Consider the following 26,227-nt stretch of genomic DNA (forward strand, 5'->3'; position numbering starts at 1 on the left):
CACGAGCGGACGGGTTACAACAACCCCGATGCTGACGGATACATCGAGCGATTCTTCCGGTCGCTGAAGGAGGAGGAGGTCTGGCTGCAAGAATACAGCAGCTTTACCGAGGCGAAAGCGGCGATCGAGTCATACATTCACTTTTACAACACGGACCGACCTCATTCCGCACTAGGTTATCGGTCACCGTCGGAATTCAGAAACTGGAAAATGCAACAGAACGCAGCGTGAGACGGTTTTTATCTGAATTGTAAATCTATCATCTCTTTCTTAAAAGCCATCCCATCTGTCTTGACAATGTGGGGTTCAATACGCGGGTTATTACAAGGACGACAACGCGACCGGGGAGGCGCTGGCCGAAGGATGGCTGCACACGGGAGACATTGCGGAAATCGATGATGGCTACGTCCGCATTGTGGATCGGAAAAAACACATTCTGGTGCTGGCGACAGGGAAGAATGTGGCCCCTGCGCCGGTGGAGACCGCCATTATGATGAGCCCCTACGTCTCCGCTGCGGTGTTGATTGGTGACGGCCGCAAGTATGTGACATGCCTGCTGTCCCCCGCATTGGCGGAACTGCGGTCGGTCGCGGAGAAACTGAACCTGCCACCGGATCAGCCGGAGGCGTGGGTTGCCCACCCAGCCATCCGCAGCCTGGTCGCGAAAGAAGTGGAGCAGCGCATTCGCGGCTTCGCTCCCTTCGAACAGCCCAAGCGAGCACTGCTCCTGGCCGATGAATGGTCCGTGGAAGCGGGGGAATTGACTCCCAGCCTGAAGGTGCGCAACAAGGTGATCCTGAACAAATACCGCCGGCAGATTGATGCGATGTACGAGGGCGTGGATTTCATTCCGCTCCAGAGCGACGTGAGCCACGCGGACGCACCAGCCAGTTCCGATTCGGCAAGTCCAATGAATTCATCCGGCCCAACCGGACCTGTGGCCGAGGTGAATCAGAACTCGGCGTCGCGAGCGTCGGTGCGAAATCCGCACATCGGTCGCTATCTGGCCGTTTGTTTGCTTGCAATCCTCGCGGGCGGCGGGCTGGCTGCGCTCGGCAGCCCGAAGCTGCCGAAGCAACTCGATATCCTCGGCATGGTCAAGGGCATTCGCGACAACAACCAAAAAATCAGCCATGAGAACGGTCAGATTGTCTCCAGTCTCGAACACATTGACCAACTGGCGAACAGCACGACAACGATGGCCGCGCAACTGCAGTCGCTGTCTAACGAGGTGGTCAATGACAAATCCATGCTCGGAAACCTGAAACACCTCAGTCAGCAGGAAGTGAACCTCAGCCAGCAGTTTTTGACGCTCGCCCACCAACTCAACCGCGATATGTCATCGCTGGCCCAATCGTCCGCGGACCAGAGCATCGGCATTGGCAGTATGAACGCTGCGGCCAGCGGCATCTCCAGCACGCTCGGCCAAGTGGTGGATGTGAATCGCCAGACGTCCGCAGATCTGCAGACAGCCGACGGAAAGACGCGGATCATCGCGGATGAGATGCCCTAGCGGGAGGTGACGGACCATGTGGAAACGCATGGTGCTGTACGTGGTGAACGCGGGGTTGGTGGGGCTGCTCGCGCAGCAGATCCTGACCACCAGCTATCTTGGCAAGATTGATGTGGGCTTGAGATCGAGCCTGCAGTCGACCAAGCAGCTGTCCACCGTCGAGTCGTCCATCATTCAGAAAAATCATGCGTTGGCGGGATTGGCCGACACCACCCGCACCATGCGCGAACAGCTTGCCGAAACCCTTCAGGTCACGCAATCCATCAATCAAAACATTCATACCATCGACAACCTGAACGCGGCAACGCTGAACGTCAATCAATTGCTGGTTGGGCTCGGTCATCAAAGTCAGGCGCACCTCTCGACCATCGCCGGTCAATTGAGCCAATTGACCGCCACGCTGCAACAGATGAACGGCCAACTGAATCTACTCAGCAGCGTGATTCAGGCGGATGCGGCCACACTGCACGACATGCGGGCACAGACGGCCGTCATGAATTCGAAAGTCCCGGGGGTGACCCCATGAAGTGGTGGCACCGTTTCTCTGGGTTGAACCGAATTCGCTGGCGCAGGTGGATTCTCGTGCCCGCCCTGGTGGGCCTCGGCGCCAACGGCATGGTCCAGGTGGGGTTGCAAAAAGACATGCGCGACAAGACCGACCAATTGGCCGCCCAGGTGAAGCAGGCGCAGGGCCTGAGCGGTCGGATGACCAGCAGCTTGGCGGGACTGCCCACCGTACAGCAAAACAGCGAGGATATGGCACAAACGCTGAACGCGCTCGCCATTCAGACCGCTGAGATGAACCAGGGCCTGGCACAGTTGCAGCAGACCGTGCAGGGCATCGCCGACGCGGTGCAGGCTCTGGCGGGGAGCACCACGGCCTCCGGCCACTCCCTGGGATTGGCTCTGAATGCCGCAAACGGCCTGTCGGCGTCGCTCGAAACCGCTGCGAACTCCAATCGGACGGTGCTTCAGTACCTGCAGCAGATGGAGGCGGATCAGACCGCTATCAATCAGGATTTGCAGTCCATCAACGCCAAAACGGCGTGGCTGCCATAGGGGGGATGTGGCGTGATTGCGCTGCTGAAAAAACGGAGCACGGTCGTGCTTCTCCTTCTGCTGGTGATGTTCGTGCTGGGGGGAGTGTATACAGCCATACGCGGCAGCGCCGCCCTGGCACTGCCCAAGGGCAATCTGTTCACCTTGATTGGACAGTTGAACACAACCACGGGAAAGGTGCTGACGAACACGGGAACACTGCACCAAAAAGTCAATAACGTGGCCGGACAGTTGCAGGAGTTGAACCGGCAGTCGGCCATTCTGCAACAGCAGATGCAGACCGGCGCCAATCTGTCCGGGCAACTGCAAACCCAGACCCAACTGACCGCCCACGGTGTCGACTTAATGCAGCAGATTTTGCAACGACAGGTGAAAACCGAGCAATTGACGTCGACCATGGCGGCGAAATCACTCCAAATTCAACAGGTGGTGGGACAGAGTGTGTCCTCGCTGCAGGCGCTCCAGACAGCCATTGCCGGCAGTCTCCACCAGTCGCAGATGCTCAACCAGCAGATGAGCGGTCTGCAGAATGAACTGGCGGTCTCCCAGGATGAGTTCAAGTTTTTCGGACAGTTGGACGCACTGCTGAACCAACCCGTCTCCAAATTGCAGCAGTTGCTCTCGTCATTGGTGGGCGGCGCCTCCCGTGCTTCCGGATCATCCGGTACGTCATCGGGTCTCCTCGGTTCGCTGCCGACTGCGGGCAGCCTGAGCGGATGGCTCGGTGGGCTAACCGGAACACCGCACTGATGAGAACGAAAGAGGTGACATGGATGCAAACAGAAAGCGGATCCAAGCGAAGCGTGGAATCCATCTTGACGACTCTGTTGGCAGCGGTGGGTCTCGTTTTCTTTCTGTACAGCCTACTTCAGATGACCGCCATTCAGGCCCAGATGAACCGGACAATGACGGCCATTCAAACGTCCGTTGGAACCACAACCGGCCTCGTCGGGCAAACGTCCGCCGCCCTTCAACCGCTGCGGGCCACGACCCATGCGCTGCTCGCGGTCGGCCAACAGGAGTCCACCACCGTCAATCACCTGGCCGCGATGAACCAGCATCTGCAGCAAATAGGTGGCATTGAAGAGGTCATCATCCAGCGTTTGGACGCCCTGAACGGCAGCACGGCAAACATCAATGACCAGCTGTCCACCATGTTGTCGTTGAATCAACAGTTGCTCGCCGCCAGCCAGCAGTCGGTGGCGCAGGCCAATGCCGAAACCGGGGGTGTTCAGGCGTTGAACAACATGACCACCACATCCGTTCAACGGCTCCACACCGCCAACGAAAAATTTGGCGTGCTTCGGCTGTTGCCCTGATGCAGAAATCTCCGCTGCTGCAGAATGAAAACCGTTCGCAGGCTGGCTCCCCATCCTGTGAACGGTTTTTGAATCCTGCCGTCTTGTACCGCTTACACACCCTCTGACGCGCAGGATGAATTTGCGGGGAATGTCGAACCACTGGTAGACTGGCCTCAACCGCATATGGGAGCGGAATCAGAAAGGAGTGCCCCGCGTGGAACAAGCCTTTCCCTACATAAACGAAGCGTTCATCTTGCTCAGCGCGGTCTGCATGGGCATTGGCTGGTATCTCATTCGAACCAGGCGCGTGGAAGCGCATAAGCGCATGATGTTGACCGGATCGGTTTTGGCCGCACTGTTTTTCATCGGCTACCTGCTGAAGACGGTGATTTACGGGGACACCGCATTCGGCGGCCCCACCAAATACCGCGCACCGTATCAGGTGTTCCTGCAGATGCATTCCGTTCTGGCCACGGTCGCTGCGGTGCTCGGCATCATCACCATTGTATTCGCGTTCAAATCCCGTTTTGGTCAACACCGCAGGATTGGCCCGTGGACGGTCGTGATCTGGTTCATCACGGCAGCCACCGGGTTGGCCGTCTTCCTGATGCTGTACATCATTTTCACACCGGGCCCAACCACCAACGTCTTCCGAGCGTGGATAGGACATTGAGGCGCGGCGGTCCGCCGAGTGCAGGACACCAACTGAGCGCGGGCGCGGACTGCCGCTCACCAAGCGGCCACCGTCCCGTCCGTTCTTGGTTCGGTGGCGCCAGCGAGGACGCCGTCGCCGCGTCGCCAAATGATTTGGCCGCGACCAAATCCACCACTGTCGGCGGCCACGCGAACGTCATGTCCCCTTCGTGCCAGGGCGGATACGATGTGTTCCGGAACGGTCCGCTCCACCTCCACCACGTTTTGCTCCATCCACTGCCAGCGCGGCGCGTCCAGACAAGCCTGAGGATTTAAGTGAAAGTCCACCGCATTCATGATCACCTGCACGTGCCCCTGCGGTTGCATGAATCCACCCATCACTCCGAACGGCCCCAGCGGTTGCCCATCCTTTGACAGAAAGCCAGGTATGATGGTGTGATACGTCCGCTTTCCGGGAGCGAGCGCATTGATATGATCCGGATGGAGGGAAAACGTATGGCCGCGATTCTGCATTGCGATACCGGTTCCGGGAATCACGACGCCAGATCCAAATCCCATATAGTTGCTCTGGATGAACGAAACCATATTGCCCTCGCCGTCCGCCGTCGCCAAATAGACCGTCCCCCCTTGATGGGACCCATCCGGGTGCGGGCAGCGTGCGGTTGCGCCAATGTCCGCCCTGCGCTTTGCGCCGTACTCCGGCGAGAGCAGCGTGTGGATGTCGGTCTGGAGAAACCGCGGATCGGTGATGGTTTTCCGCCCATCTTCAAACGCCAACTTCATGGCCTCAATCTGTCTGTGATATCGATCCGGATGCTCATACGCCGGAAAATCGAAGCCACTCAGGATATTCAGGGCTTCCAACGCCACGAGGCCCTGTCCGTTCGGCGGCAATTCCCAGACATCATAGCCCCGATATTTCACGGACAGCGGACGGACCCACTCCGGTTCGAACGCGGAGAGGTCTGACTTGCGCAGATACCCACCGTGGGCGCGTACGAACGCATCGATGGCATCCGCCAACTCACCGCGATAGAACGACTCGGCCGCGCTTTCCGCAATGGCTCGCAGTGTCCGCGCGTGATTGGGCGATTTCCACACTGCACCGGGTTTCGGTTGGAATCCTTCCGGCGCGAAGGTGCGGAACCATGGACGGAACAGGTCCCCTGCCAGCGCACGCGTGTACACGCGAATGGCGTTTGCCCAGTTTTTGGCCAGCACCGGTGTCAGAGGAAAACCTTCCTCTGCGTATGCGATGGCCGGAGCCAATACTGTGGTCAGCGGCAGACGGCCAAACCGCCGGGCCAATGCCGCCCACGCCGCCGGTGCGCCGGGCACCGTGATAGGTTCCAGTCCGAAGCGAGGCATGGCTCTGTGGCCGCGGCGCCGCATCTCGTCCAGCGTCAGTGCCTGCGGCGCTGGACCGCTGGCATTCAGGCCGTGCAGTTCTCCACCAAACCACACGAGCGCGAAAGCGTCGCCGCCGATGCCGTTGGAGGTGGGTTCCACCACGGTTAATGCCGCCGCCGTGGCGATGGCCGCGTCCACGGCGTTGCCGCCCTGCCGGAGCACCGCCAGTCCCGCCTGAGCGGCCAATGGCTGAGAGGTGGCCACCATGCCGCGTTGCGCGTACACCGTGGTGCGCCGTGACGCGAACGGATATTGCAAGTCGTCGTATTGCAGCGTCATCTCATCATCCTCCGTCGCCCACCGTGCCGTACGATGTTTGGTATTCCCAGTAACCGTGCCGCCCCATCAACTGGGGGCCGTGTTTGGCATGCTTGGTTCCGCGTTCGAAGGCGTCAACCCGATTGGACAACTGGTCTTTGGCGCCATCGCCGCAGCGGTACCGGTGATCAATGTGCTCACCGCCGTCGGCCTGACCGCGGCCATCATCAGCTTCGGGTTCCTGCTCACCCTCGAGCTAAAGTCGCCGCCGCATGGCACCTCCGCAGCAAAGTGGCGGCGGCCTCAGCCCGCGCCCTGGTTTTCTCGATGGAGCGGCAGAGACGCCGGGCGGACCAACCCCTGCAGGCTCACGGCAACACGCGAGCGATGCTGAACCCGTCGTGCACGGGCAGAAGCGTCGCCTCCAACCGCGGATTCGCTTTCATCCGCTGGTTGAATGTCCGCATCGCCACGGGACTCGGATGCGGCAACGTTTCATCCAGCACCCTGTCTCCCAAAAGCACGTTGTCCGCCAGGATCAATGTGCCAGGGCGAGACAGCGCCAGCGCGTAGTCCAGATACTGCGGATAGTTCGGTTTGTCCGCGTCGATGAACACCACGTCGAACCGCCACCCCTCGCGAGCCAGTTGCGCCAGGCTGTCCAAGGCTGGCCCCACGCGGTACTCCACTTTGTCGGCCAGTCCCGCATCCGCCAGGTTGTCGCGGGCCAGCTCGGCGAATTCCGGTTTCAGCTCCAGAGAGATCAACTTTCCCTCCGGCCCCAGGCCACGGGCCAGACAAATGCCGCTGTAGCCGCCCAGCGCCCCGATTTCCAACACCGTCTCGGCACGGGCGGTCTTCACCAGGAGCGTCAACAGTCGCCCCAACTCCGGTGCCACGGAGATGGCGGGAAGGCCAGCATCGGCAATCCTCTGCCGCACCGTCCGCAGCATGGCATCTTCCTGAAGAAAGTCCGACACATACGCCGCTCTATCCACTCTGTCCCCTCCTCTCGGATCAGTGTAACCCTGCGACGCCACGGCAGGAATCTTAAGACCCGTACGGAATGGAAAATGTATGTACAGCATCCGTACGTAAAGCTGGAAGGAGGGCGCGCATGTTCACCTACCATATGGATACCCACATCGAGTTTGGCCCCGGGAAAGCGGCCGAACTGCCACGTCTGCTCACCGCGCTGCATTTTCAGGGCCCGCTGTTTGTCGTGACCGACCGAGGGCTCGTCGCGGCCGGCCTTGTGGAACCATTGCTCCGCCAATTGTCCAACGCCGGGTGGCAAACCACGCTATTCACCGACGTGCGGCCGAATCCGCGCGACAACGACTGTGTGCAGGGCGCAGCCCAGTTCTCCGCTGTTGGTGCCAAAACGGTGCTGGCCATCGGCGGCGGGAGCGCCATCGATACCGCCAAGGCGATTGCTCTGCTCGCGAAGCACGGAGGCAGCCCGGCCGACTACGTGGATGGACGGCGCGCATACGAAGGCGCCTACCCCATCGTATGCGTTCCCACTACGGCCGGCACCGGGTCTGAAGTCACGCGCTCGGCCGTTATCACCGAAGCTGACACCCATCGCAAGATGACGCTGAAGCACGCGTGTCTGCGCCCCACCTTGGCCGTGCTCGATCCGACGCTCACCCACACGCTGCCTCCCGCCGTGACCGCCGCCACTGGCGTGGACGCACTCGTACACGCCATCGAGGGCAGCACCTGCACCGTCACCACGCCCATTGCCCAGGCGTTTGGCTACGCGGCGATGCCCATCATCGTTCGAGCGCTGCCGAGGGCCGTCGCCAACGGTAACGACGCACAGGCCCGCGAAGACATGCTGCTCGCGAGCCTGATGGCCGGATTGTGTTTTGGCAATACGGACGTCGCCGCCGTGCACTGCCTCGCGGAAGCGCTCGGCGGACTCTATGACACACCGCATGGCGTGGCCAATGCCGTGTTTCTGCCGTACGTCCTGCGGTATAACGCCGAAGGATGTCCCGAGGTCCACGCAGACTTGGCGCGCCGCATGCAGTTTGCCAGCGCCACCGACAGCACATCCGTCGCCGTGGACAAACTGGTGTCCGGCATTGCGCGATGGACCGCCGACCTCGGCATCCCGAAGCTGCGTGAACTGCCCGGCGTCAATCCGGACGACTTTCCCAAACTGGTCGAGTTGGCGTACGCGAACGGATCCACGCCAAGCAACGTCCGCTCCATCGACCGGGAGGGGTACCGAATGCTGCTGGAGCAGGCCTTTGCGGACCGCTGACCGCCGCCCTCAGGCTCGGCGCAGCTTCACGCGAAGGAGCCAGTCCCGCCCGGCTTCCACCACGTCCTGTTGCGTCACTTCCAGCGTCTCCACGAGCGCTGGATTCGTGACGACCACCGGCGTGATGACCGACTTTGCCGTGTTCCGCAACGTTTCCAGGTCCAGTCGAATCAGCGGTGTGCCAACCGTGACGGTCTGTCCCTGGCTCGCTTCCGGCGTAAACCCCTGTCCTTTCAGTTCAACCGTATCCACGCCCACATGCACCAGAACCTCCAGCCCGGATGCGGCGGTCACCCCCGCCGCATGAGCGGTTGGAAACAAGTTCGTCAGCGTCCCGTCCATGGGCGAAACGACCGTGTCCGACGTGGGATCGATGGCGGCGCCATCCCCCACCATGCGTTGGGCGAAGACGGGATCAGGAACATCTTCCAACCGCACCACGCGACCGCTCAACGGCGCGAGAAGGGTCAGCCACCCACCATCCGTGGTCTCCACAGTGTCTGTCTTCCGCTTCCAAAACACCATGTCTCTGTCACCTTCTTCAATCCATCTGGCGAAATGGGGTTCAATCCGTCAAAACACTCGCGTCAGCGCGGTGATTTGACCAACGCCTCCACGGCTTCCGGACGGCCCAGTTGCAGTGCCTGTTCGGCCAATTTCCGGGCCCGTTCGCCCTCGGTTGCATTGACCTTTTCCTTGACGGCCGGAATGAACGACGCCGACATGGACAACTCCTGCAGCCCAAGGCCGACCAGCAACTCGGTGAAGACCGGGTCTCCAGCAAATTCGCCGCACATCCCCACGGGAATGCCCGCTTTGGCCGCCGCACTGCAGGTATTGGCAATCAAGCGCAGCACCGCCGGATGCGCCGGGTTGTAGAGGCCGGACACCGACGGATTGCCACGGTCTGCGGCCAACGTGTATTGCGTGAGATCGTTGGTGCCGATGCTGAAGAAATCCGATTCCTGCGCCAGGATATCCGCCGTCATCGCCGCCGCCGGTGTCTCCACCATGATTCCCACCGGAATCCGCTCCGCCACCGCCACGCCTTCCTGAATCAACTCGGCGCGGCACCGTTCCAGCCACGCTTTCGCCGCCTGCAGCTCATCCAGCGTCTCCACCATCGGGAACATGATCCACAGCGTCCCGTGTGCGCTGGCTCGAAGCAACGCGCGCAGCTGAGTGCGGAACACCTCGGTTTCCGCCAAACAATACCGGATGGCGCGCAGTCCCAGGAACGGGTTTTCCTCGGTCGGCAGGGTCGCATACGGTAGCGATTTGTCGCCCCCGATGTCCAGGGTCCGGATGATCACCGGCCGCTCCCCAAACGCCTCCAGCGCCTGCCGGTATACCTCGTACTGTTCCTGCTCCGTGGGCCAATGATCATTTTCCAAATAGAGAAATTCGGTGCGGAACAGTCCAATTCCGTCGGCCCCGTTGGCCAACGCGGCGGCGAAGTCCTGCGGTCCACCCACATTGGCGAACACGTCAATCCGCACTCCGTCCTTGGTGACCGCCGGTCGTTGGGCAATCTCCCGGGCCCGTTCGAGAGCAACCGATCGTTCGTGAACCGTCTTCTCCGCCGCGGCAATCTCTTCCGGTGACGGATGAACCTGCAGCGTCCCCTCGTCACCGTTGAGGATGACCACATCGGAATCCGCCAGCTCATCTCGCAGGGCGTCGCCAATTCCGTAAACGGCAGGAATCCCGAGCGTCCGCGCCATAATGGCCGTGTGCGCGGTCTTGCTGCCGCCCACCGAGGCAAGCCCCGTCACGTTTTTGGGCAGCGCCGACAGGTCCGACGGCATCAATTCGTCCGCCACCCAGATGACCGAGGTCGTCTCGTCTTCTGCGACGGCAGCGGCCGTTTCGCCGAGCAGGCAGCGCAACAGGCGTTGCCCCACATCGCGAATGTCATCCGCGCGCGCCTGCAAATATTCGTCCGGCAGCGCTTGCAGCATCTCGCGGGTGGCGGTCGTCACATCAGCGCAAGCAGCTTCCGCATTGATGGCATCCGCCTCGATTTTGCGCTCAATCTCGCCGACGTAGGCTGGATCTTCCAAAAACGTGAGATGAGCGTCGAACACCTGTGCCTCATGCTCTCCAATTTCCTTTGCAACACGCGCCCGAATTCGGGAAATCTGCGCCTTGGCTTCAGCCACCGCAGCCCGAAACCGCTCCACTTCCGAAGCCACTTCGTTCGCTTGCAGTGTGCGCCGCTCAACAGCGGGCGCCGCAGATTGACGCAGCCATACCGGTCTGCCGACGGCCAGCCCCGGCGACACTCCAATGCCTGTCAGCGTATGTTGCCCCGTGTGTTGTATTGTCATGTTCCATCCTCCCCCGACTGGTGAAACGTCACATTCTCCAGCGACGAGCCTGGCTTTCGTCGCAGTCGCCCGAATCCGGACAGCCCACTCACTCCCCGAGCCCGCTCTCCAACAGCTGCACCACCGCAGCCAACGCCTCGGCTTCGTCCGGACCGTCCGTTCGAATGGTCACCGCATCCCCCGCAGCGACGGCCAGCGACATCACGCCGAGAATGCTCTTCGCATCGACTTCCTTGTCTCCCTTGCGAAGGGTCACCTGACAGGTGTGGCGACCCGCCTCCTTTACAAGCAACGCGGCCGGACGCGCGTGCAAGCCACTCTTGTTGGTAATTGTGAGCGTTTTCTCCACCAACTGAAATTCCTCCATTGCTGTTCAGTATTCCATGCTGCATCCTACCGTTCCCCGAATGACCGCGTTTCTTGAGGAGATTTGTCGCACCGTCGGACTTGATTGACGTTCGGCGCCGCCAGCACCCATGCAGAAAGCGGAACAACAAAAAAGGGCAGGCGAGCCCAATTGGAAGCTCATGCCTGCCCGTTTTGAACGGCAGTAACACGCTTGTCATCTTTATGATACCACGCCAGGCGCGGACACTCAATGTTTGCCCCGTTCTCCGAGGAAGCGGGCGATGTGCATCGCCAGATAAGCAGCTTCATCGCGCGGAACGGGCTTACCGAGACTGTCCGCGAGCGCGTTCGTCATCTCCAACGCGCTTGCGAAACTCTTCGGCAGCCGTTCGCGGATCATGTCCGTCAGCGGATTCTCGTTGGCCTCCCCTTTCATGACGCGCTGCGCGGCGAAGCGGAGGTGTGACACCAGGCGGGCGTACTCCAACGAATCCCGCGGAATGGGGCCAATCTTCGACTCCAGCGCCTGCAGCGCTCGGCGGATGCCATCCGTGATCTTCACCGATTCCGTCACCGGTTCCCGCTGCGCCGCCGCCTGCAGGTGGAGCGCCAGGAACCCCAGTTCCGAATCCGGCAGTTCGAGGTGGAACTGCGCCTCGATTCTGGCCGCCGCAACCTTCGCCACATTCCACATCTGCGGGTACAGCGTCCGGATTTCCTCGAGAAACGGGTTCTCGATTTCCAGCCCTCCCTGCAACCGAGTGAGGGCCGCTTCAATATGATCTGCGAGTGCGACGTGGATATGTTCATGGAGCGCGTGCCCAAGCTGACGAGCGGCATCCGCGATGATCTCCTCGGTTACCCCGATGACCTCCGGTCGCACGACCATGTGCAGTTGCCGGAACCGTTCCTGGTTTTCCGGAGCGGCCAATGTGAACCGCTTCTCAATGCGCGCGTCATCCGGTGCAATTTCTCCCCCCGCTTTGACGCCAAATCCGATGCCTCTACCCACGAGGATTTCTTCCTCACCGCTGCCACCGCGAACAATTAACACGTTGTTGTTCAGGGCACGTTCCACGCGATACATCGGCTTGCCCATGTGCTGCCCCCCTGTTGTCCGGCGTACCGTTCCCAGCCGCGCCCGCAGCAACCATGCACGCCACAAACCTGCATGGTACACTGAAAAAAATACGCGCAATCTATCAATATCTATTTTACACTGCCGCAGGAGGGCAAACCATGCACCGTGTACTCATCGTCGACGACGAGCCGTCGATTCGGCAATTGGTTCAATACAATCTGAGTCAAGCAGGGTTCGATGTGATGACGGCCGAGTCCGGGGCCCAGGTGCTGCCGCTGGTGCGTGAACAACACCCCGACCTGATTGTGCTGGATCTGATGCTTCCGGGCCTGTCCGGGACAGAGGTCTGCCAACAGCTGCGCCGGGAAGGAATTGACACCCCGGTCATCATGCTGACTGCCAAAGACGACGAAATTGACCGGATTCTGGGCCTCGAAATGGGGGCCGACGACTACGTGACAAAACCGTTCTCCCCCCGCGAACTCGTGGCTCGCATCCGCGCGGTGCTGCGGCGCGCCAGTTCGGACGGCGGACGGTCTGAGGACGGAGACATCTATCAGGTTGGCACCATCCGCGTGGACGTTCGACAGTACGAGGTCACCGTGGATGGCAAACCGGTGGACCTGACCACCCGCGAATTTGAACTGTTGGCCTACCTGTGCCGACATGTGAATCGCGTGCTTAGCCGAGATCAGCTGTTGGAACACGTGTGGGGGTATGATTTCGCCGGCGACACGCGCATTGTGGACGTGCACATCTCGCACCTGCGGGAGAAAATCGAGCAGAATCCGAAATCTCCGGAATACATCAAGACGGTGCGCGGAATCGGATACAAGCTGGTGAAGGGGGAGGCGACCCGTGGCGCGGATTCGTAACCGAATCACCCTGTTTTTGATCAGCTTGCTCATCACCGCCCTGTTTGTCGCCGCGCTCTGCGCGCTCCAATTTCTAGAAAGCAGCCGCATCCGAGCGCTGCAAGCGAGCCTGCTCGCGGACGCCCAGTGGCTCGGCGCCACCCTCGCACAGCATCCGGAACACTTTACCGACGCCGCCGCGGTGGCCGCGCAGAGTTTGCACCAGGACGCGGCACTGCTGACGGCGTCGGGCGTGGCCGCCGTGGTGCAGGCGGATGGCAGAATCACCCCGGCGTCCGATTGGCGATACACCCCCATTGCCGCGACGGTTCAGGCCGGAGCCGTGGTTTCGGCGAAAGTGGACAGCCAAACCATGCTGGTTGCTGCCGCAGCCGTCCCCGGGACGAAGGATAGAGTCGCCCTGGTCGATCCGGTTCAGCCCCAATACATCGGCCTGCTCGCCGACTGGCGGTGGTTAACGGCGGAATTCACTGTCATCGCGCTTGTGAGCGCGCTGGCGGTGGCGCTCTGGTCTCGCCGCGCCACCGCGCCGCTCGAACAGATTGCGGCCACCACCGAAGCCATCGCCAACGGCGATGTGCATCGGCGCATCCCCTATTGGGGCCAGGACGAATACGGCCGCATCAGCTCCGCCATCAATTCGCTGACCAGTAGTCTGTCAGAACGCATGAACGATGTCGCCCAGGAAAAAAACAAAATTCAGGGCATCATTGCACAGATGGCATCGGGCGTGCTGGTGGTGGACAAGACCGGCGTGATTCTGGTGGCGAACGAAGTGGCGCACGCCCAACTGGGCAATCACCACCAACAACTGATTGGCCGCACCCACTGGGAAGCCGCGGTGCCGCGGGTCTCGGCGGCGATTGACGCCGTGCTGATGAAAGGAGAGGCGCAGCGCAAAGAGCTGACCCTCCCAGCGGATCTCAGTGTGGAGTTGAACGTGACCCCCATCTTCGGCACGCACAGTGAAGTGGTGGGAGCGGTCGCGGTGCTCCACGACGTATCCCAGTTTCGGCAGGTGGAACGGATGCGGTCGGAATTTGTGGCCAACGTATCCCACGAACTGCGCACGCCCATCACCGCGGTACGCGGCTTCGCGGAGACACTGCTCGACGGCGCCATCGAGAATCCGGAGCTGCGCCGTCAATTTGTACAGATTATTTACGACGAGGCGGATCGACTGAATCACCTGGTGGTGGATTTACTGGAGCTCTCCAAGATTGAATCCGGACACTCCATTTTTCACTTTGAGCCCGCAGATCTGGGGGTCTTGGCCGAAAACGCGGCGGATACGCTGCGCCACCAGGCCGAACAGCACGGTCTGGCGCTGGAGGTCCACCTGCCCGAAGCCCCCGTGGTGGCGGAGGTTGCGGCAGAGCGGATCTTGCAGGTGCTCGTCAATCTGATTGGCAATGCGATTGCATACACCCCCGCACCGGGAAGGGTGGACTTGACGGTCCTGGATGGAGAGGCTACGGTGCAGTTGGTGGTGCAGGACACCGGCATTGGCATTCCACAGGCGGATATTCCGCGGATTTTCGAACGCTTCTACAGAGTGGACAAAGACCGGAGCCGGAGAACAGGCGGCACCGGATTGGGATTGGCCATTGTCAAGCACATTGTGGAGGTGCACCACGGAAACATTCAGGTGGAGAGCCAGGTGGGTAAAGGCTCCATCTTTCGCGTCAACCTGCCGAAGCGGCAAATGCCCAATGCCGCGCACCCCACCGGATCCGCCGGAAACAATTTCACGAACGAATCACAAGCGCATATGCTACTATCATAGCGTGGAGATGATGACGATGGATGAACTGCATCTTTGTCCAAAGTTTGAATCCGCGTTCCAGTTGCTCGGTAAGCGGTGGACCGGATTGATTATTCGTTGCCTGATGAACGGCCCGATGCGCTTCAAGGACATCTCCGGATTGATCCCCAACATGAGTGACCGCATGCTGGCGGAACGTTTTCGCGAACTGGAGGCGGAGGGAATTGTCGTCCGGAACGTCTACCCGGAAACGCCGGTGCGGATTGAGTACGCACTGACCGACAAAGGCCGGGCGCTCGGCCCCGTGATGGATGCCCTGCAAGCGTGGGCGGATCAATGGATCAGCGTGCCCAGCGATGAAGTGCGCCTATGAGATTACGTCGAGGTGCTGCGTGACACCCACGATGGCACCTCGCTTTTGCCTCCCCCCTCGCCCCGTCTCCGATGGCCTCGCGGCAGCATGTCCCAGAAGGAAGGGAAAGACGTCTGGCAACCGCCCAGTCATATCCAACCGTCCCACATAATACTGTAGAATCGTTCAGATTCTGTGTGAGACGGAGACGATGCAATGATGCGGCTGCTGTGGCGGCTTGGTTTGGCCGCGTTGACCACCTTGGTTTTCACCTTCGGCTGTGCACCACAGCCTTCGCTGGCCCCCCTGACACCCCCGATTTCATCGCAGGCAGCAAACCAGGATACGACTTCTGCCGCGGTCGACGAGCACGCCGTCGGTGCGGCGAAGGCACCCATATCCTCTGCAACCATCACCGCCAAACCGGCGCCGCCGAGCTACCCCACACTGCGGTCCGGCAGCACCGGACCTGCGGTGCTGCGCCTCCAACAACTGTTGGCCCAGGCGGGCTATCTGCCGGTGACCTGGACCCCGAACGCCGCCTCGGCCACAGGAGCAACCCCGACGGCGCTGATTGCGTCTCCCCCGTCGGGATCGTTCAAATGGTCCTACACGAACACACCCAGTTGGGTGACTTCGCTCTGGTCGGCCGGGCACTATACCACCCTCGTGCAGGGCGCCGTGATGGCGTACCAACAGGTCAATCACCTGGCGGTGGACGGCATCGCCGGTCCTCAGGTGTGGAACCGCTTGCTGTCCAAAGCCAGCCTGCGCAATCCGTACGGATTGACGTACGTATCGGTGCGCAAGAGCCAGCCGCAGTCCCTCTCGGCCTGGTGGAACGGGCGCTTGGTTGTGCAGACTCCCGTCAACACCGGCATTGCCCAGTCACCGACGGTCAGCGGCACGTATCCGGTGTATCTGCAATACGTGAGCCAGCGGATGTCCGGCACCGATCCCTGGGGGCACTATTACAGTGACCCCGGCGTCCCCTACGTCAGCTACTTTTACCAAGGCGAGGCCATCCACGGTTTTGTCCGCTCTGCTTACGGCTACCCGCAGAGTCTCGGCTGTGTGGAACTCCCGGTGGCGAAAGCGCAAGCACTCTGGCCCTACATGCACCTGGGAACCCTCGTCCACCTGTCGTAAATGGCCTGCGCTGCTTTCTCAAGTTCGTGACGACGCGGCGGGGAACACCAGAGAACGACTGCCCCATGCAACAGGCCGCCATCGGGTGATGCCCCGCATGGCGGCCTGTTTTAGGATTCAATGGCTCCCATCGTGGACATACAGTCCACTCACAGCCGGATCAATACGTTCACAATCAGGACGGCGAGCAAACCGCTGATGGGAATGGTGATCACCCAAGCCATCACGATGCGTCCAGCAACCCCCCAATTCACCTGGTGGAATCGCTTGGATGCCCCAGTGCCCATGATGGCCGAGGAAATCACGTGCGTGGTGCTGACCGGCAGCTTCAACAACGTGGCCGTGAGAATCACGGTGGCCGACGTCAAATCCGAAGCAAACCCGTTGATGGGTTCCAGTTTGATGATTTTCGATCCGACCGTTTTGATGATTCGCCAACCCCCGGACGCAGTCCCGAGGCCCATGGCGGCGGCGCAAACGATCTTCACCCACAGCGGGATGTCCATGGTGCTCTGGTAGCCTCCGGCAATCAACGCGAAGGTGATGACCCCCATCGTTTTTTGCGAGTCGTTGGTACCGTGCATGAACGCCTGGTACGCCGCGGTGAGAATCTGCAGCGATCGAAAGACGCGGTTCGCTTTATGCGGGGACGTCCCGGCAAACAGCAGCTTGAGGATGGTCATCAGGATGTAGCCGACAACGAACGCCGCGATGGGCGACAGCACCAACGCCTCAATGATGCTGATAAAGCCTCCATAGTTGATCCCGGAAAACCCCGCCACGCCAATCACCGCGCCGGTCAAGGAACCAATCAGCGCGTGTGAGGACGAGGACGGAATGCCGAAGTACCACGTCAACACATTCCAGATGATTGCTGCCACCAGTGTCGCCAGCACAATCACGGTTCCGTGTGGAATTTTGGACGGATCCGCAATCTTCCCACCGATGGTTTTCGCCACACCCACGAAGGTTAACGCACCGACAAAGTTGAGAATTCCAGCCATCACCACCGCCTTGCGCGGAGACAGCGCACGCGTCGATACGGTGGTCGCGATGGCATTCGCTGTATCGTGAAACCCGTTGGTAAAATCAAATACGAGTGCGAAGGTGACTACAAGTACAATCAGGACGGTCATACGGCACCTTCTTTATGCGTTCTTCACAATGACAGAGTCGAGCACATCTGCCACGTCCTCGCACTTGTCCGTTATGTTTTCTAAGATCTCATAAATTTCCTTGAATTTGATGACGTGTAATACGTCCGCTTCCTGGGAGAACAGTGCGCGCAGCGCAGTCCGCAACAGCCCATCCGCGTTCTTCTCCAGCTCATTGAGCCGTATGGTGTGTTCGCGGAGGTCCAACAATCTCCGGGCTTCCAATTTTTGCATCGCCACTTCGATTTCTTTCACGCTGTCCATGATGGTCCGGGCAAATTCCAGCATGACCGGCGTGGCTTCGTGAATCCCGTACAGGTCAAAGCGTACGGAGCAAGCTTCCAGTCCATCGACGATGTCGTCCATCTTGATGGCCAGTTCCAGAAAATCCTCACGCTCCAGCGGCGTGATGTAGGTCGCGTTCAACAGCGTGACCAGTTCGCCAATCAACTCGTCTCCCCGCCGCTCGTATTCCTTCACGGCGCTGGAGAAGTCAGCCGGCTGGGATAGGTCCTTCAGTCCCTGCATGAAGAATGTGCTTGCGGCTTCCAGGTTGTCCGCAATCTGAACAAGCAAGTGAAACAATTGCCGATTTCGTTTCGACACCAATGTCGCCCTCCCATTCATTCCTCCGAGCCTGAGCCCACACGGATCAAACCTCATTAAAAATACGTAGACTTTGTTAATCTACTGTACGCTTTTTGTTAAATCTACGTAAAATCCGCGTGAGAAAATCACACAATTTATCCTGAGTGGATGTTGTACAGGTCGCATCTCACAGCGCTTCTATGCGCCAGCACAGAGCCCTGCCAACGTCGTTCATAGCTAAGGGCCCGCTGCGGGCCCCTGCCATCGGTGATGAAATGCTTTACGCCAAGCCATTGAGGTGCGCGGTATCCTGGCCGAAGCTGTCCACCAACGCCTGGGTGGCCAAGTGTACATCCCACGCTTCCCAAACCTTCTTGCCGTTCTTCTGCACATACATGCCGCGCGCTTTCACGACCTTTTGCCACGCCGGAGTGAGGTCGGACACGTAGCTTCCGGCCACCGCCATGGGGCGCAGCTCGGCAAACGTGAGGAAATGTCCGTTCAGCCAGGCGCCTCCTTGCTGATAGACCTTCGACCAATAGGTGTTCAACCAGTCCAGGCGCTTCCAGTGCAAGCGTTGATACACCGACTGGTGGGTCGCCAACGCGGACAGACCGAACAGAGCGTCGCGCGTGGATGTTTCGTTCACGCCGGACCAGGACTGCCCGGAGTGGTCGTAGACAAACCCGCCGCTCGACTTGTCAAAATAGGACGTGAGCGCTGTGCTTGGCACCCCGTTCTTCTGCACCCAGCTGTCCGGGTTGATACCGAGCGCCTCCAGGGCCTCCACCACCACCGCTGTGGAATCGGAATTCGAGTTGTCCGCACTGCCGAATCCGCCATCCGGCGCCTGCTGCGTCTGCAAATACTGCAGCGCCCGGCTGACCACCTGGCTGTCCTTGGTATACCCGAGCAGGGACAACGCGTCCAACGCGTAAGCGGTGTCGTCCGGATCGGAATCCGTGCTGGAAGCGGACCAACCAAACCCGCCGTCCTTGTTCTGGTGCGAAATCAACCAGGCTGCGGCGGACGCCCGATTGTACGACGCATTGCCCGCGGCTTCCAGGGCAATGATGGACCACACCTGCGCGTTCACCTGGTCAAAGCCGGTGCCATCCATGTTGTCCGCAAACTTGCCTTCGTTGTCGCCGCTCGTTTGCTGTTCCTTGGCCAGCGCTTGGACGTAGTTCTTGCCCTGATAATTGTGCGGATCGAGCCCCGCGGCCAACAGTCCGAGAATGAATCGGGCATAGTCGGTGGTTGTCTGAAGATTGGAAATTTCCGATGAAGTCCACGTACTCGCCGAATGCTGCCCGGATACCGCAAACTGTGTGACCAATTTCCACTCGTGATTTGTTGCGTGCGCGCCCATCCATGCGGCACCGGCGGTGCGTTCCTGCTGGATAGTGGCCGGACTGGCGGAGGCCGGCGCCACGGCCAACGCCACCGTGCAGCTCATGCCGATCAGCGCAGCCGCTGCGGCTCCCATACGCAGCACGGACAATTTCATGATTCTTCCTCCCCCTTGGAATGCAATCTATTGGATAGAGCACCCTCCGCGCTGCGGTGCACCTGCATCCGCCGGCGGTAACGCTCGAATTCCCTCATCACAACGGGCCCTGCGACAGCCGTCAGAGCCGCGGTGGTCAACGCATGATTCGTGTCAAACCACACGCTCCGCACACAGAGCAGCCCATACGCAGCCCAGGAGATGGGGCCGCCGCCCAGCAGCACCTGCAGGTTCATGATCCACCCGAACACGTACCCCCACAGGAACGCAAAAGGCACCAGCCACCATACGCGCCAGCGTGGAAACCACTGATGCAGCCATCCTGCCGTCGCGCCCACCAGCCCCCAGGCGAGCATCTGCCAGGGTGTCCACACCCCTTCGCCGAGAAACAGGTTCGATCCGAGCGCGGTGAATGCCCCCACCGCCGCACCGGTTCCCGGCCCGAACATGTATCCTGCCATGAGGATGATGAACGTGGCCGGCTGCACGCTGGGGATGCCCTGCACCACCACCCGCCCCACGGAAGCCACGGCCGCAATGGACGCGACCAGGGCAATTTGTTTCGGGTTCATCGCCTGTCGTTCATACGTTTCCAGCAATGCGAACAGCAGCAGGGCCAACACGGCCACTCCGGTGGCCCACCAGGGCCACCCCTGGACAGTGCCCGCCACGACACACGCCACCATGAGCCCGGCTGCCATCCATCCACTCCATCGATGTTTCATCGGGCCATCCCCACTTTCATGGCGTCCGCCAGACAGTGCACATCGAGATGGAACGGTCGAAACGCCCGGGAAATCGTCGGCGCGAACGTCAACGCCCGGCGGAATATCTGCACGGGTGGTCCCTCGAGCACTGCATGTCCAGCATGGAAAAAGACCGCGTGGTCGGCGAATTCGGCAGCGAAATCCAAATCATGCGTCGCCATGACGACCGTTCGCCCGTCCTGCTTCAACCAGTTCCCCAGTTCCGCCTTCGCCGTCACATCCAGACCGCGCGTGGGTTCGTCCAGCAAGAGCAGATCCGGATGACGTACCATCACCGCCGCCACTGCGACCCGCAGTTGTTCTCCGCCGGACAACTCCCGGGGATGCCTGTCCACCAACTCGGTCAGAGACAGACGCCGCAACACTTCATCCACCGCAGCCGACGTCGCATCGGCGGAAAGACCGCGAAGCGTGGCGGCCAGGGCCACTTCGTCCCGCACCGTCCGCTGGCTGAAGTACAGGACCGGATTTTGCGGCACATAGCCGACGCGGAGTTCCCCCGGCTCCCCAGGTGTGTCCCGCCGCCGACGGATCTTTGCACCGCCTCGGATGTGTCCTCTCACCAACGGCTGCAGCCCCGCCAGCACCCGCAACGCCGTGGACTTGCCCGAACCGTTCGGCCCCATCAGGACGGTCAGTTGCCCGCGCGGCACGGAGAACGAACACTCGTCCAGCGCCGGCAGGGACGCCCCCGGGTAGGTCACGGTCGCCTGACGCAGCGACACCATGGTCTGCACAGACGGTGCCACTGGACAGACCTCTCGGGAAGTGCCGGTCGACGGTTCCGCCCCCTCCTGAAGGCGATGCCGCAGCGCGTCCCGCACCGCCCGCACCGTCAACAGCGGCCGCGCATCATCCAGCAACAGGCGCGCGAGCGTCGGCGCGGACGCGGGCCTGTGCTCGCGCAGCCACGCCGCCGCAGCCGTGGCATCCCCCGCGAACCGCAGACGGCCGCGTTCCAAATACCAAACGTGGTCGACCTCCGCGTAGGCCGGATCGATTCGATGTTCACTCATCACAATGGTCAATCCGAACTCCTGGTTCAGCCGCCGAAGCAGTTGGAACCACTCCGCGGCAGCCACCGGATCCAACTGCGCGGTCGGTTCGTCCAACACCAGCACCTCCGGCTGGTGGACCAGCGCGGCGGCCAGCGCGACTCGTTGGCGCTGGCCGCCGGACAGCTGGCGAATCTCCGCGTGCACGTAGTCGGACATGCCCACCATCTCCAACACCTCGGCGACGCGCCAGCTCATGTCCTCGGGAGGAACTCCGACATTTTCCAACGCAAACGCCACTTCCCGATCCACGCGGTGGTACACCGCCTCCGCATCCGGATTTTGCCCGACGAAGCCAATGCGCCGCACCCGCTCCAGGGGTTCCAGTTTCGCCACGTCCTTGCCGGCGATGGAAATGCGGCCGCGCATCGTTCCCCCGTAAAACTGCGGGCAGGCCCCGGTCAAACACCGCAGCAGCGTCGATTTTCCACTGCCCGTCGGCCCCTGCACCAACAGCCAGCGGCCGGCCGGCAGCGACACATCCACGTCCACCAGCGCCGGTTCTTCCGCATCGGGATATCGGTATGTGAGGTTGTGCACCGCAATGCTCCCCATTACAAACACCTCCCGAGCCAGACGCAGTACACCGCCAGTGTGATCGCCAACCCGGCCTCCGCCCAAGCGGTGCGCTCCGCGCTGACCATCAGCAGCCGACCGACGGCACACGCGAGAAGGACACCGGCCCCGAACACGATGGCGGTGTCCCAACGGCGCCATCGCACGATGCGAAACACAGTTCGCCGACCGTGCCCGTAGCCCCGCACGTACATGGATTCAGCCATCTGCCACCCTCGCTCGAGGGCGGTCATCAACAGGGCCTGGTAGACGGTCGCCTGTGCCCGCATCCGCCGCACGCGCGACATAGCCGTCCCCTCATCCCCACCGCGCTGCAGCCACACCCATTCCGCCAGTCGTTGGCGTTCCTCCAACAGGGTGGGAATGAGACGGATGACCATGGCGACCGTCAGACCCACCCGGGCGTAGCGGCGTCCAAACCAGGCGCTGATCACGTCTTCGGTCGCCGCTTCCGAGAAAGCGCTGAAGAGGAGCAGCAGGCTCCACAACCGGATGGACTGGATGAGCGCTCGCGCGATGCTCTCCACACTGACCGCGGGGGATCCCAACAGCGGAAGCGCCGGTCCCTGCCACCAGATGTGCTCACCGGGCCGAACGAACCAACAGCCGACCAAGGTGTATATCAGAACTAACGGAACGGCCAGCCGCAACAGAAAGCCCAGTGAGCGGCGGCTGCGCACCATTCGCCAGACGAGGCCGACCGCGCACAGACCGTCCACGGCGATGCCGCCCAGCGTCCGCAGGGCGCAGACCGCGCCAAACAGTGCCACAAATCCCACCAAAAGGGCAAACGGATGGAGCGTCTTCCGCGCCTTGCCGCGCATCATCCGCTGCCCGTGCTGGGATCCCAACTGTGATAGTCCCAAACGTCCACATCTCCCGCGTGTGGATAAATATCCGCAGCGCCCACAGGCGCCTGCTGATGATTCACGTACAGAAACCAGTCCACCGGCTTCCGCTCGTTGGCCGGAACTCCCGTCCACTGCGAATGGATACCGTTGATGGACACCATGAAATCGTCGTTGTACGCGGTCTCAATCTGGTAATTTTGGTGCATGTACTGCATCAGCGACTCTCCCGCCACAATGCGCGGATGTATCTCCGAAATCAAGTGTTGACCGTGATTCTCACTCACAATGATGGTGAACGATCCCAGATTCGGCGCGGGCGCAGTCAATCCGGTCTTGCCACCGCCTCCCCCGGTCTGCCCGGCACTCGCACCGGACGCCGCACCTTTGGCAGCATGGGTGGTGGTTCCTCCGGAAGCGCCGCTGCCGCTGGCCGCCGGTTTGGGCGCGGTTGTGGCTGCGCCGCTGGGGCTCGCCGTGGAATGGGCCGATGCGGACGACACATCCTTGCTTCCTCCGCGCTCGGTCGATGCAGTCGACGGAGCGGCACCGCCGCTCGCCTTCTTGCCAGCGACATGCCCCACTGCGTTGGTGGTCGCGTTGTTCAGGACGACAGGCCCTTCCGGCAGCGTCGACGAGGATTCATTCGCCGTCCGCGGCAGCGTGCCCAGCCACGCCGACCCAGATGAACCCGCCGGATGCCGCTCGTGTGCGTACAAAACGCCTGTCCCCACCGCCGCGGCTGCCACCGCCAACGTGGCCATCCGCCAGATGGTTCGCCGCATATGCCCCCCTCCTGTCTCATCCCAATCAAAACAAACAGCCCCGCGAACGGGGCTGTGCAAGCATACGCTGGAGAATCCAGAAAACGCTGCCTCACACTTCCCACCGAAGCGGTTGAAACAGTACGGACGATGGGCTGGTCTCCTGACTCGTGACTTCTCCTACTCGCCCGCCTTCCCACCTCGCGCCGGGCACATCGGAAACGGTGCCATAGGGCACCTTTGGCGAGCTGTGCTCGCCAGCCGACGTGGCCCCACACCGACAGGCAGTGGCCAATCGGGATTTCGTCATCACTCACAGTTGCGGGGGCTGCTCCGGATTCGCACCGGATTCCCATTTCACTTGCCCACAGGCGAGACCGCCGTCCAACGAGATGAAATTATGACAAACATATATGCCGTGCAAGAAACCACCAAGGACGAACAAAGTATAGACCAGGGGTCCCCTCGGTTCAATAGGGCCGCGGTTCAGAAGCATGATGGAGCGAAAATCTCTACGGGAGACCGCATGTGTATCGCGCGGGAGGAAAAGCATTCTGGTGCTGGTCGGATCGGCCGAATCGTTGCAGCAATGACCCTTTGGGCCCAGGACTGACGACGGCGGCAGCCGCGTTTTGTTCGGGCGAATTTCTTTTCGCCCGCCTTTTGCGCTACCATGATTACCGAAGCTGCAGGACGGAGGGACAAAGAGATGGCGAAGAACGAAAAGGCTGTCGTGGTATTCAGCGGCGGCCAGGACAGCACCACCTGCCTCGCGTGGGCACTGCGCGAATTCCAGAGCGTGGAGGCGGTCACATTTAACTACAATCAGCGCCACGAAGCGGAAATTTCGTGCGCCAAGTCGATTGCGGCCGAGTTCGGCGTGCGCCACCACATTCTCGACATGGCTCTGTTGAACCAACTGGCCCCGAGCGCCCTGACGCGGCAGGACATCGCCGTGGAAGCCGGGCGCGACGGCGAATTGCCGTCCACGTTCGTCCCCGGGCGAAACCTGGTGTTTCTCGCGTTTGCTGGCATTCTCGCCCGTCAGGTCGGGGCAAAGCACCTTGTGACCGGCGTGTGCCAGACGGACTTCAGCGGGTATCCCGATTGCCGGGACGTGTTCATCAAGTCGCTCAACGTCACGCTGAACCTCGCCATGGACGAGGAATTTGTGATTCATACACCGTTGATGTGGCTGGACAAGAAGCAAACGTGGGCGCTCGCGGATGAACTGGGCTGCTTCGACCTGGTGCGCGAGCGAACTCTCACGTGCTACGAGGGCATCATTGGGGATGGATGCGGCACGTGTCCGGCGTGCGTCTTGCGAAACCGGGGCCTGCAGGCGTACCTCAACGAACGCAATACCATCGATTGAGGCATCGTTGCGAACCGGTGGCGGCGTGGGCCGTGCGGATCACACGCCGCGCCGATTTCCCCACAGCAATACGTGCAATTGCGGCAGGACGCGGACGTCGTTCATCTCGGGATGCGACGTGACGCGCTCGGTCAACCAACGCAACTGTTCCAACAGTCTGGCCGACACGTCCCCCTCGGCCGCGGTGTCCTCATTGCCAACCGAGAGAAAGAAGGGAATGTCCGGCCAGCGCCGGTGCACATCCACCGCGTAGTCGTAATCCGCGTCGTCAAACACCACCACTTTGAAGGAGGCGTTCAGGGCGTCGGCCCGCACCCGCTCCACGATGTCATCCAGTACGCGCCAGTCGGTGCGCATGCCCGAGCTGGGCGGCTTCGGACTGAGCGTGAGGTCATCAATCCAGCGGAACCAATCCCGCCACACACTGCCCTGTGTCTCCAACCCCGTGCGAATGGCGTGCGCCCGCAGCAGCTGGAGAAATTCGGCCATGGCATCCCGAATCAGCGCGGGGTTGCCGCCCGAAATTGTGACATAGTCGAAGTTCCCCGCCGCCTGCCGCTGCAGTTCGGCCCAAATCTCCTCCGACGTCATGGCGACCGCTTTGGCCGAACCGTCCCAGGTGAACTTGGAGTCGCACCAACTGCATTGGTAGTCGCAGCCCGCGGTTCGAACGAACATCGTCTTACGGCCGATGGCCATCCCTTCCCCTTGGATGGTGGGTCCGAATATCTCCATCACCGGAATGATGCTCATGCGTAATCGATACCTTTCTTCGGCCGGAACACCACATAGCTGGTCGGCGTCTCACGCACCACCACCTGCACGCAATGAGGGCGATTCGGCTTCTTCCGCAGCTCTTCTTCCACGATGCGCCAGATGGTCTCCGCGACCACCTCCGTGGAGGGCGGTGTCCCACCCGCATTGAACATGGCCGTATCTTCGTTGAGCAGCCGGTGATCCCAGCGCCCATGCACCAATTCTTTCAGTCGCTGAAAATTGATAAGAAACCCCATTTCATCCAATTGGTCGCCTGCGATGGTGAGATTGATGAAATACGTGTGTCCGTGCACCCGTTGGCAGATCCCCGCATCCGGATGGGGAATGTAATGGGCCGCTGCCAACTGCATATCTTTATTCAACTCATAGCGAAAGTTGTGTTGGACCTGCGGGTAAAACTGTTGCAGCATACGTGGTCCTCCTCCCTGCACCGCGCTCTGTCA

The 26,227-nt window shown here is 61.0% G+C and carries 29 protein-coding genes and 1 riboswitch; of the genes, 14 read left to right on the plus strand and 15 right to left on the minus strand.

Annotated elements, in window-relative coordinates; translation table 11 throughout:
* The 7 genes from G463_RS20185 to G463_RS0111865 form a co-directional block, all read left to right on the plus strand.
* Positions 1-231, plus strand: a 231-nt coding sequence (locus G463_RS20185) for an integrase core domain-containing protein (RefSeq protein ID WP_026974974.1), incomplete at its 5' end; no start/stop codon positions are given.
* Between the two features lie 184 nt (positions 232-415).
* Positions 416-1,513 (plus strand): hypothetical protein, encoded by a 1,098-nt coding sequence (locus G463_RS0111840; protein ID WP_026975334.1) that lies wholly within the window; start codon positions 416-418, stop codon positions 1,511-1,513.
* Positions 1,514-1,529: 16 nt separating this feature from the next.
* Positions 1,530-2,039 (plus strand): hypothetical protein, encoded by a 510-nt coding sequence (locus tag G463_RS0111845; protein WP_026975335.1) that lies wholly within the window; start codon positions 1,530-1,532, stop codon positions 2,037-2,039.
* Positions 2,036-2,572 carry a hypothetical protein gene (locus G463_RS0111850; protein WP_026975336.1) on the plus strand — a complete coding sequence of 179 codons (537 nt, stop codon included), beginning with the start codon at positions 2,036-2,038 and terminating at the stop codon, positions 2,570-2,572. The genes G463_RS0111845 and G463_RS0111850 overlap by 4 nt, the downstream gene beginning before the upstream one ends.
* Before the next feature lie 12 nt (positions 2,573-2,584).
* Positions 2,585-3,322: a hypothetical protein gene (locus tag G463_RS0111855; protein WP_026975337.1), complete on the plus strand. Its 738-nt coding sequence runs from the start codon at positions 2,585-2,587 to the stop codon at positions 3,320-3,322.
* 23 nt (positions 3,323-3,345) lie between these two features.
* On the plus strand, positions 3,346-3,891 hold the full coding sequence (locus tag G463_RS0111860; RefSeq protein ID WP_026975338.1) for a hypothetical protein: 546 nt from the start codon (positions 3,346-3,348) through the stop codon (positions 3,889-3,891).
* A 196-nt stretch (positions 3,892-4,087) separates the two neighbouring features.
* Positions 4,088-4,546 carry a DUF420 domain-containing protein gene (locus G463_RS0111865; protein ID WP_035487110.1) on the plus strand — a complete coding sequence of 153 codons (459 nt, stop codon included), beginning with the start codon at positions 4,088-4,090 and terminating at the stop codon, positions 4,544-4,546.
* Between the two features lie 56 nt (positions 4,547-4,602).
* Here G463_RS0111865 and G463_RS0111870 read toward each other — a convergent pair whose 3' ends face one another.
* Complete coding sequence (locus G463_RS0111870; RefSeq protein ID WP_035487112.1) at positions 4,603-6,216, minus strand: gamma-glutamyltransferase family protein; 1,614 nt, start codon at positions 6,214-6,216, stop codon at positions 4,603-4,605.
* Positions 6,217-6,304: 88 nt separating this feature from the next.
* On the opposite strand from G463_RS0111870, the gene G463_RS0111875 reads away from it, so the two are divergent.
* Positions 6,305-6,589 (plus strand): hypothetical protein, encoded by a 285-nt coding sequence (locus G463_RS0111875; protein ID WP_026975341.1) that lies wholly within the window; start codon positions 6,305-6,307, stop codon positions 6,587-6,589.
* On the opposite strand, the gene G463_RS0111880 is transcribed toward G463_RS0111875, so the two are convergent.
* Positions 6,564-7,193, minus strand: coding sequence for an O-methyltransferase (locus G463_RS0111880; protein WP_026975342.1), 630 nt, complete (start codon positions 7,191-7,193; stop codon positions 6,564-6,566). The two genes, G463_RS0111875 and G463_RS0111880, sit on opposite strands and share 26 nt — an antisense overlap.
* 119 nt (positions 7,194-7,312) lie before the next feature.
* Here G463_RS0111880 and G463_RS0111885 point away from each other — a divergent pair, with 119 nt between their 5' ends.
* Positions 7,313-8,470 (plus strand): iron-containing alcohol dehydrogenase, encoded by a 1,158-nt coding sequence (locus G463_RS0111885; RefSeq protein ID WP_026975343.1) that lies wholly within the window; start codon positions 7,313-7,315, stop codon positions 8,468-8,470.
* Between the two features lie 9 nt (positions 8,471-8,479).
* Here the strand turns inward: G463_RS0111885 and G463_RS0111890 are convergent, their stop codons facing one another.
* From G463_RS0111890 to G463_RS0111905, 4 genes are all read right to left on the minus strand, one after another.
* A complete protein-coding gene (locus G463_RS0111890) occupies positions 8,480-8,995 on the minus strand; it encodes a PTS sugar transporter subunit IIA (protein WP_051322248.1) in 516 nt (171 codons plus the stop codon).
* A gap of 62 nt (positions 8,996-9,057) precedes the next feature.
* The gene (gene ptsP / locus G463_RS0111895; protein ID WP_035487114.1) at positions 9,058-10,800 is read right to left on the minus strand and encodes a phosphoenolpyruvate--protein phosphotransferase; all 1,743 of its coding nucleotides are present in this window, start codon (positions 10,798-10,800) and stop codon (positions 9,058-9,060) included.
* Between the two features lie 88 nt (positions 10,801-10,888).
* Positions 10,889-11,149 carry an HPr family phosphocarrier protein gene (locus G463_RS0111900; RefSeq protein ID WP_211227417.1) on the minus strand — a complete coding sequence of 87 codons (261 nt, stop codon included), beginning with the start codon at positions 11,147-11,149 and terminating at the stop codon, positions 10,889-10,891.
* Between the two features lie 246 nt (positions 11,150-11,395).
* Positions 11,396-12,247, minus strand: a complete 852-nt coding sequence (locus tag G463_RS0111905; protein ID WP_051322249.1) for a BglG family transcription antiterminator — start codon at positions 12,245-12,247, stop codon at positions 11,396-11,398.
* Between the two features lie 140 nt (positions 12,248-12,387).
* Between G463_RS0111905 and G463_RS0111910 the strand changes: the two genes are divergently transcribed.
* The 4 genes from G463_RS0111910 (at position 12,388) to G463_RS0111925 (ending at position 16,370) form a co-directional block, all read left to right on the plus strand.
* A complete protein-coding gene (locus G463_RS0111910; RefSeq protein WP_026975348.1) occupies positions 12,388-13,104 on the plus strand; it encodes a response regulator transcription factor in 717 nt (238 codons plus the stop codon).
* Positions 13,088-14,890, plus strand: a complete 1,803-nt coding sequence (gene pnpS, locus G463_RS21815; RefSeq protein WP_051322250.1) for a two-component system histidine kinase PnpS — start codon at positions 13,088-13,090, stop codon at positions 14,888-14,890. The genes G463_RS0111910 and pnpS overlap by 17 nt, the downstream gene beginning before the upstream one ends.
* Before the next feature lie 16 nt (positions 14,891-14,906).
* Entirely contained in the window at positions 14,907-15,242 is a 336-nt protein-coding gene (locus tag G463_RS0111920) for a winged helix-turn-helix transcriptional regulator (RefSeq protein ID WP_026975349.1), read from the plus strand.
* A gap of 195 nt (positions 15,243-15,437) precedes the next feature.
* Complete coding sequence (locus G463_RS0111925) at positions 15,438-16,370, plus strand: L,D-transpeptidase family protein (RefSeq protein WP_051322251.1); 933 nt, start codon at positions 15,438-15,440, stop codon at positions 16,368-16,370.
* 149 nt (positions 16,371-16,519) lie between these two features.
* Here the strand turns inward: G463_RS0111925 and G463_RS0111930 are convergent, their stop codons facing one another.
* From G463_RS0111930 to G463_RS0111960, 7 genes are all read right to left on the minus strand, one after another.
* Positions 16,520-17,506 (minus strand): inorganic phosphate transporter, encoded by a 987-nt coding sequence (locus G463_RS0111930; protein WP_026975351.1) that lies wholly within the window; start codon positions 17,504-17,506, stop codon positions 16,520-16,522.
* 12 nt (positions 17,507-17,518) lie between these two features.
* Complete coding sequence (locus G463_RS0111935; protein ID WP_026975352.1) at positions 17,519-18,130, minus strand: DUF47 domain-containing protein; 612 nt, start codon at positions 18,128-18,130, stop codon at positions 17,519-17,521.
* Positions 18,131-18,392: 262 nt separating this feature from the next.
* The gene (locus G463_RS21820; RefSeq protein ID WP_026975353.1) at positions 18,393-19,622 is read right to left on the minus strand and encodes a prenyltransferase/squalene oxidase repeat-containing protein; all 1,230 of its coding nucleotides are present in this window, start codon (positions 19,620-19,622) and stop codon (positions 18,393-18,395) included.
* Complete coding sequence (locus tag G463_RS20200; protein WP_156900188.1) at positions 19,619-20,347, minus strand: ECF transporter S component; 729 nt, start codon at positions 20,345-20,347, stop codon at positions 19,619-19,621. Before G463_RS20200 ends, G463_RS21820 begins: the two co-directional genes overlap by 4 nt.
* Positions 20,344-21,999 carry an ABC transporter ATP-binding protein gene (locus G463_RS0111950; RefSeq protein WP_026975354.1) on the minus strand — a complete coding sequence of 552 codons (1,656 nt, stop codon included), beginning with the start codon at positions 21,997-21,999 and terminating at the stop codon, positions 20,344-20,346. Before G463_RS0111950 ends, G463_RS20200 begins: the two co-directional genes overlap by 4 nt.
* Positions 21,999-22,886, minus strand: coding sequence for an energy-coupling factor transporter transmembrane component T (locus G463_RS23190; RefSeq protein WP_169725473.1), 888 nt, complete (start codon positions 22,884-22,886; stop codon positions 21,999-22,001). Before G463_RS23190 ends, G463_RS0111950 begins: the two co-directional genes overlap by 1 nt.
* On the minus strand, positions 22,844-23,653 hold the full coding sequence (locus tag G463_RS0111960; protein ID WP_026975356.1) for a DUF4430 domain-containing protein: 810 nt from the start codon (positions 23,651-23,653) through the stop codon (positions 22,844-22,846). The genes G463_RS23190 and G463_RS0111960 overlap by 43 nt, the downstream gene beginning before the upstream one ends.
* Positions 23,654-23,767: 114 nt before the next feature.
* Positions 23,768-24,029: riboswitch (cobalamin riboswitch) on the minus strand.
* A gap of 312 nt (positions 24,030-24,341) precedes the next feature.
* On the opposite strand from G463_RS0111960, the gene queC reads away from it, so the two are divergent.
* Positions 24,342-25,007, plus strand: coding sequence for a 7-cyano-7-deazaguanine synthase QueC (gene queC, locus G463_RS0111970; protein ID WP_026975358.1), 666 nt, complete (start codon positions 24,342-24,344; stop codon positions 25,005-25,007).
* A gap of 39 nt (positions 25,008-25,046) precedes the next feature.
* Here queC and queE read toward each other — a convergent pair whose 3' ends face one another.
* Both queE and G463_RS0111980 read right to left on the minus strand, forming a co-directional pair.
* Positions 25,047-25,760: a 7-carboxy-7-deazaguanine synthase QueE gene (gene queE, locus G463_RS0111975; RefSeq protein ID WP_026975359.1), complete on the minus strand. Its 714-nt coding sequence runs from the start codon at positions 25,758-25,760 to the stop codon at positions 25,047-25,049.
* Complete coding sequence (locus G463_RS0111980; protein ID WP_026975360.1) at positions 25,757-26,194, minus strand: 6-pyruvoyl trahydropterin synthase family protein; 438 nt, start codon at positions 26,192-26,194, stop codon at positions 25,757-25,759. The genes queE and G463_RS0111980 overlap by 4 nt, the downstream gene beginning before the upstream one ends.
* Between the last annotated feature and the right edge of the window lie 33 nt (positions 26,195-26,227).

Origin of the sequence: Alicyclobacillus contaminans DSM 17975 (assembly GCF_000429525.1) — a bacterium.
GTDB lineage: Bacteria > Bacillota > Bacilli > Alicyclobacillales > Alicyclobacillaceae > Alicyclobacillus_A > Alicyclobacillus_A contaminans.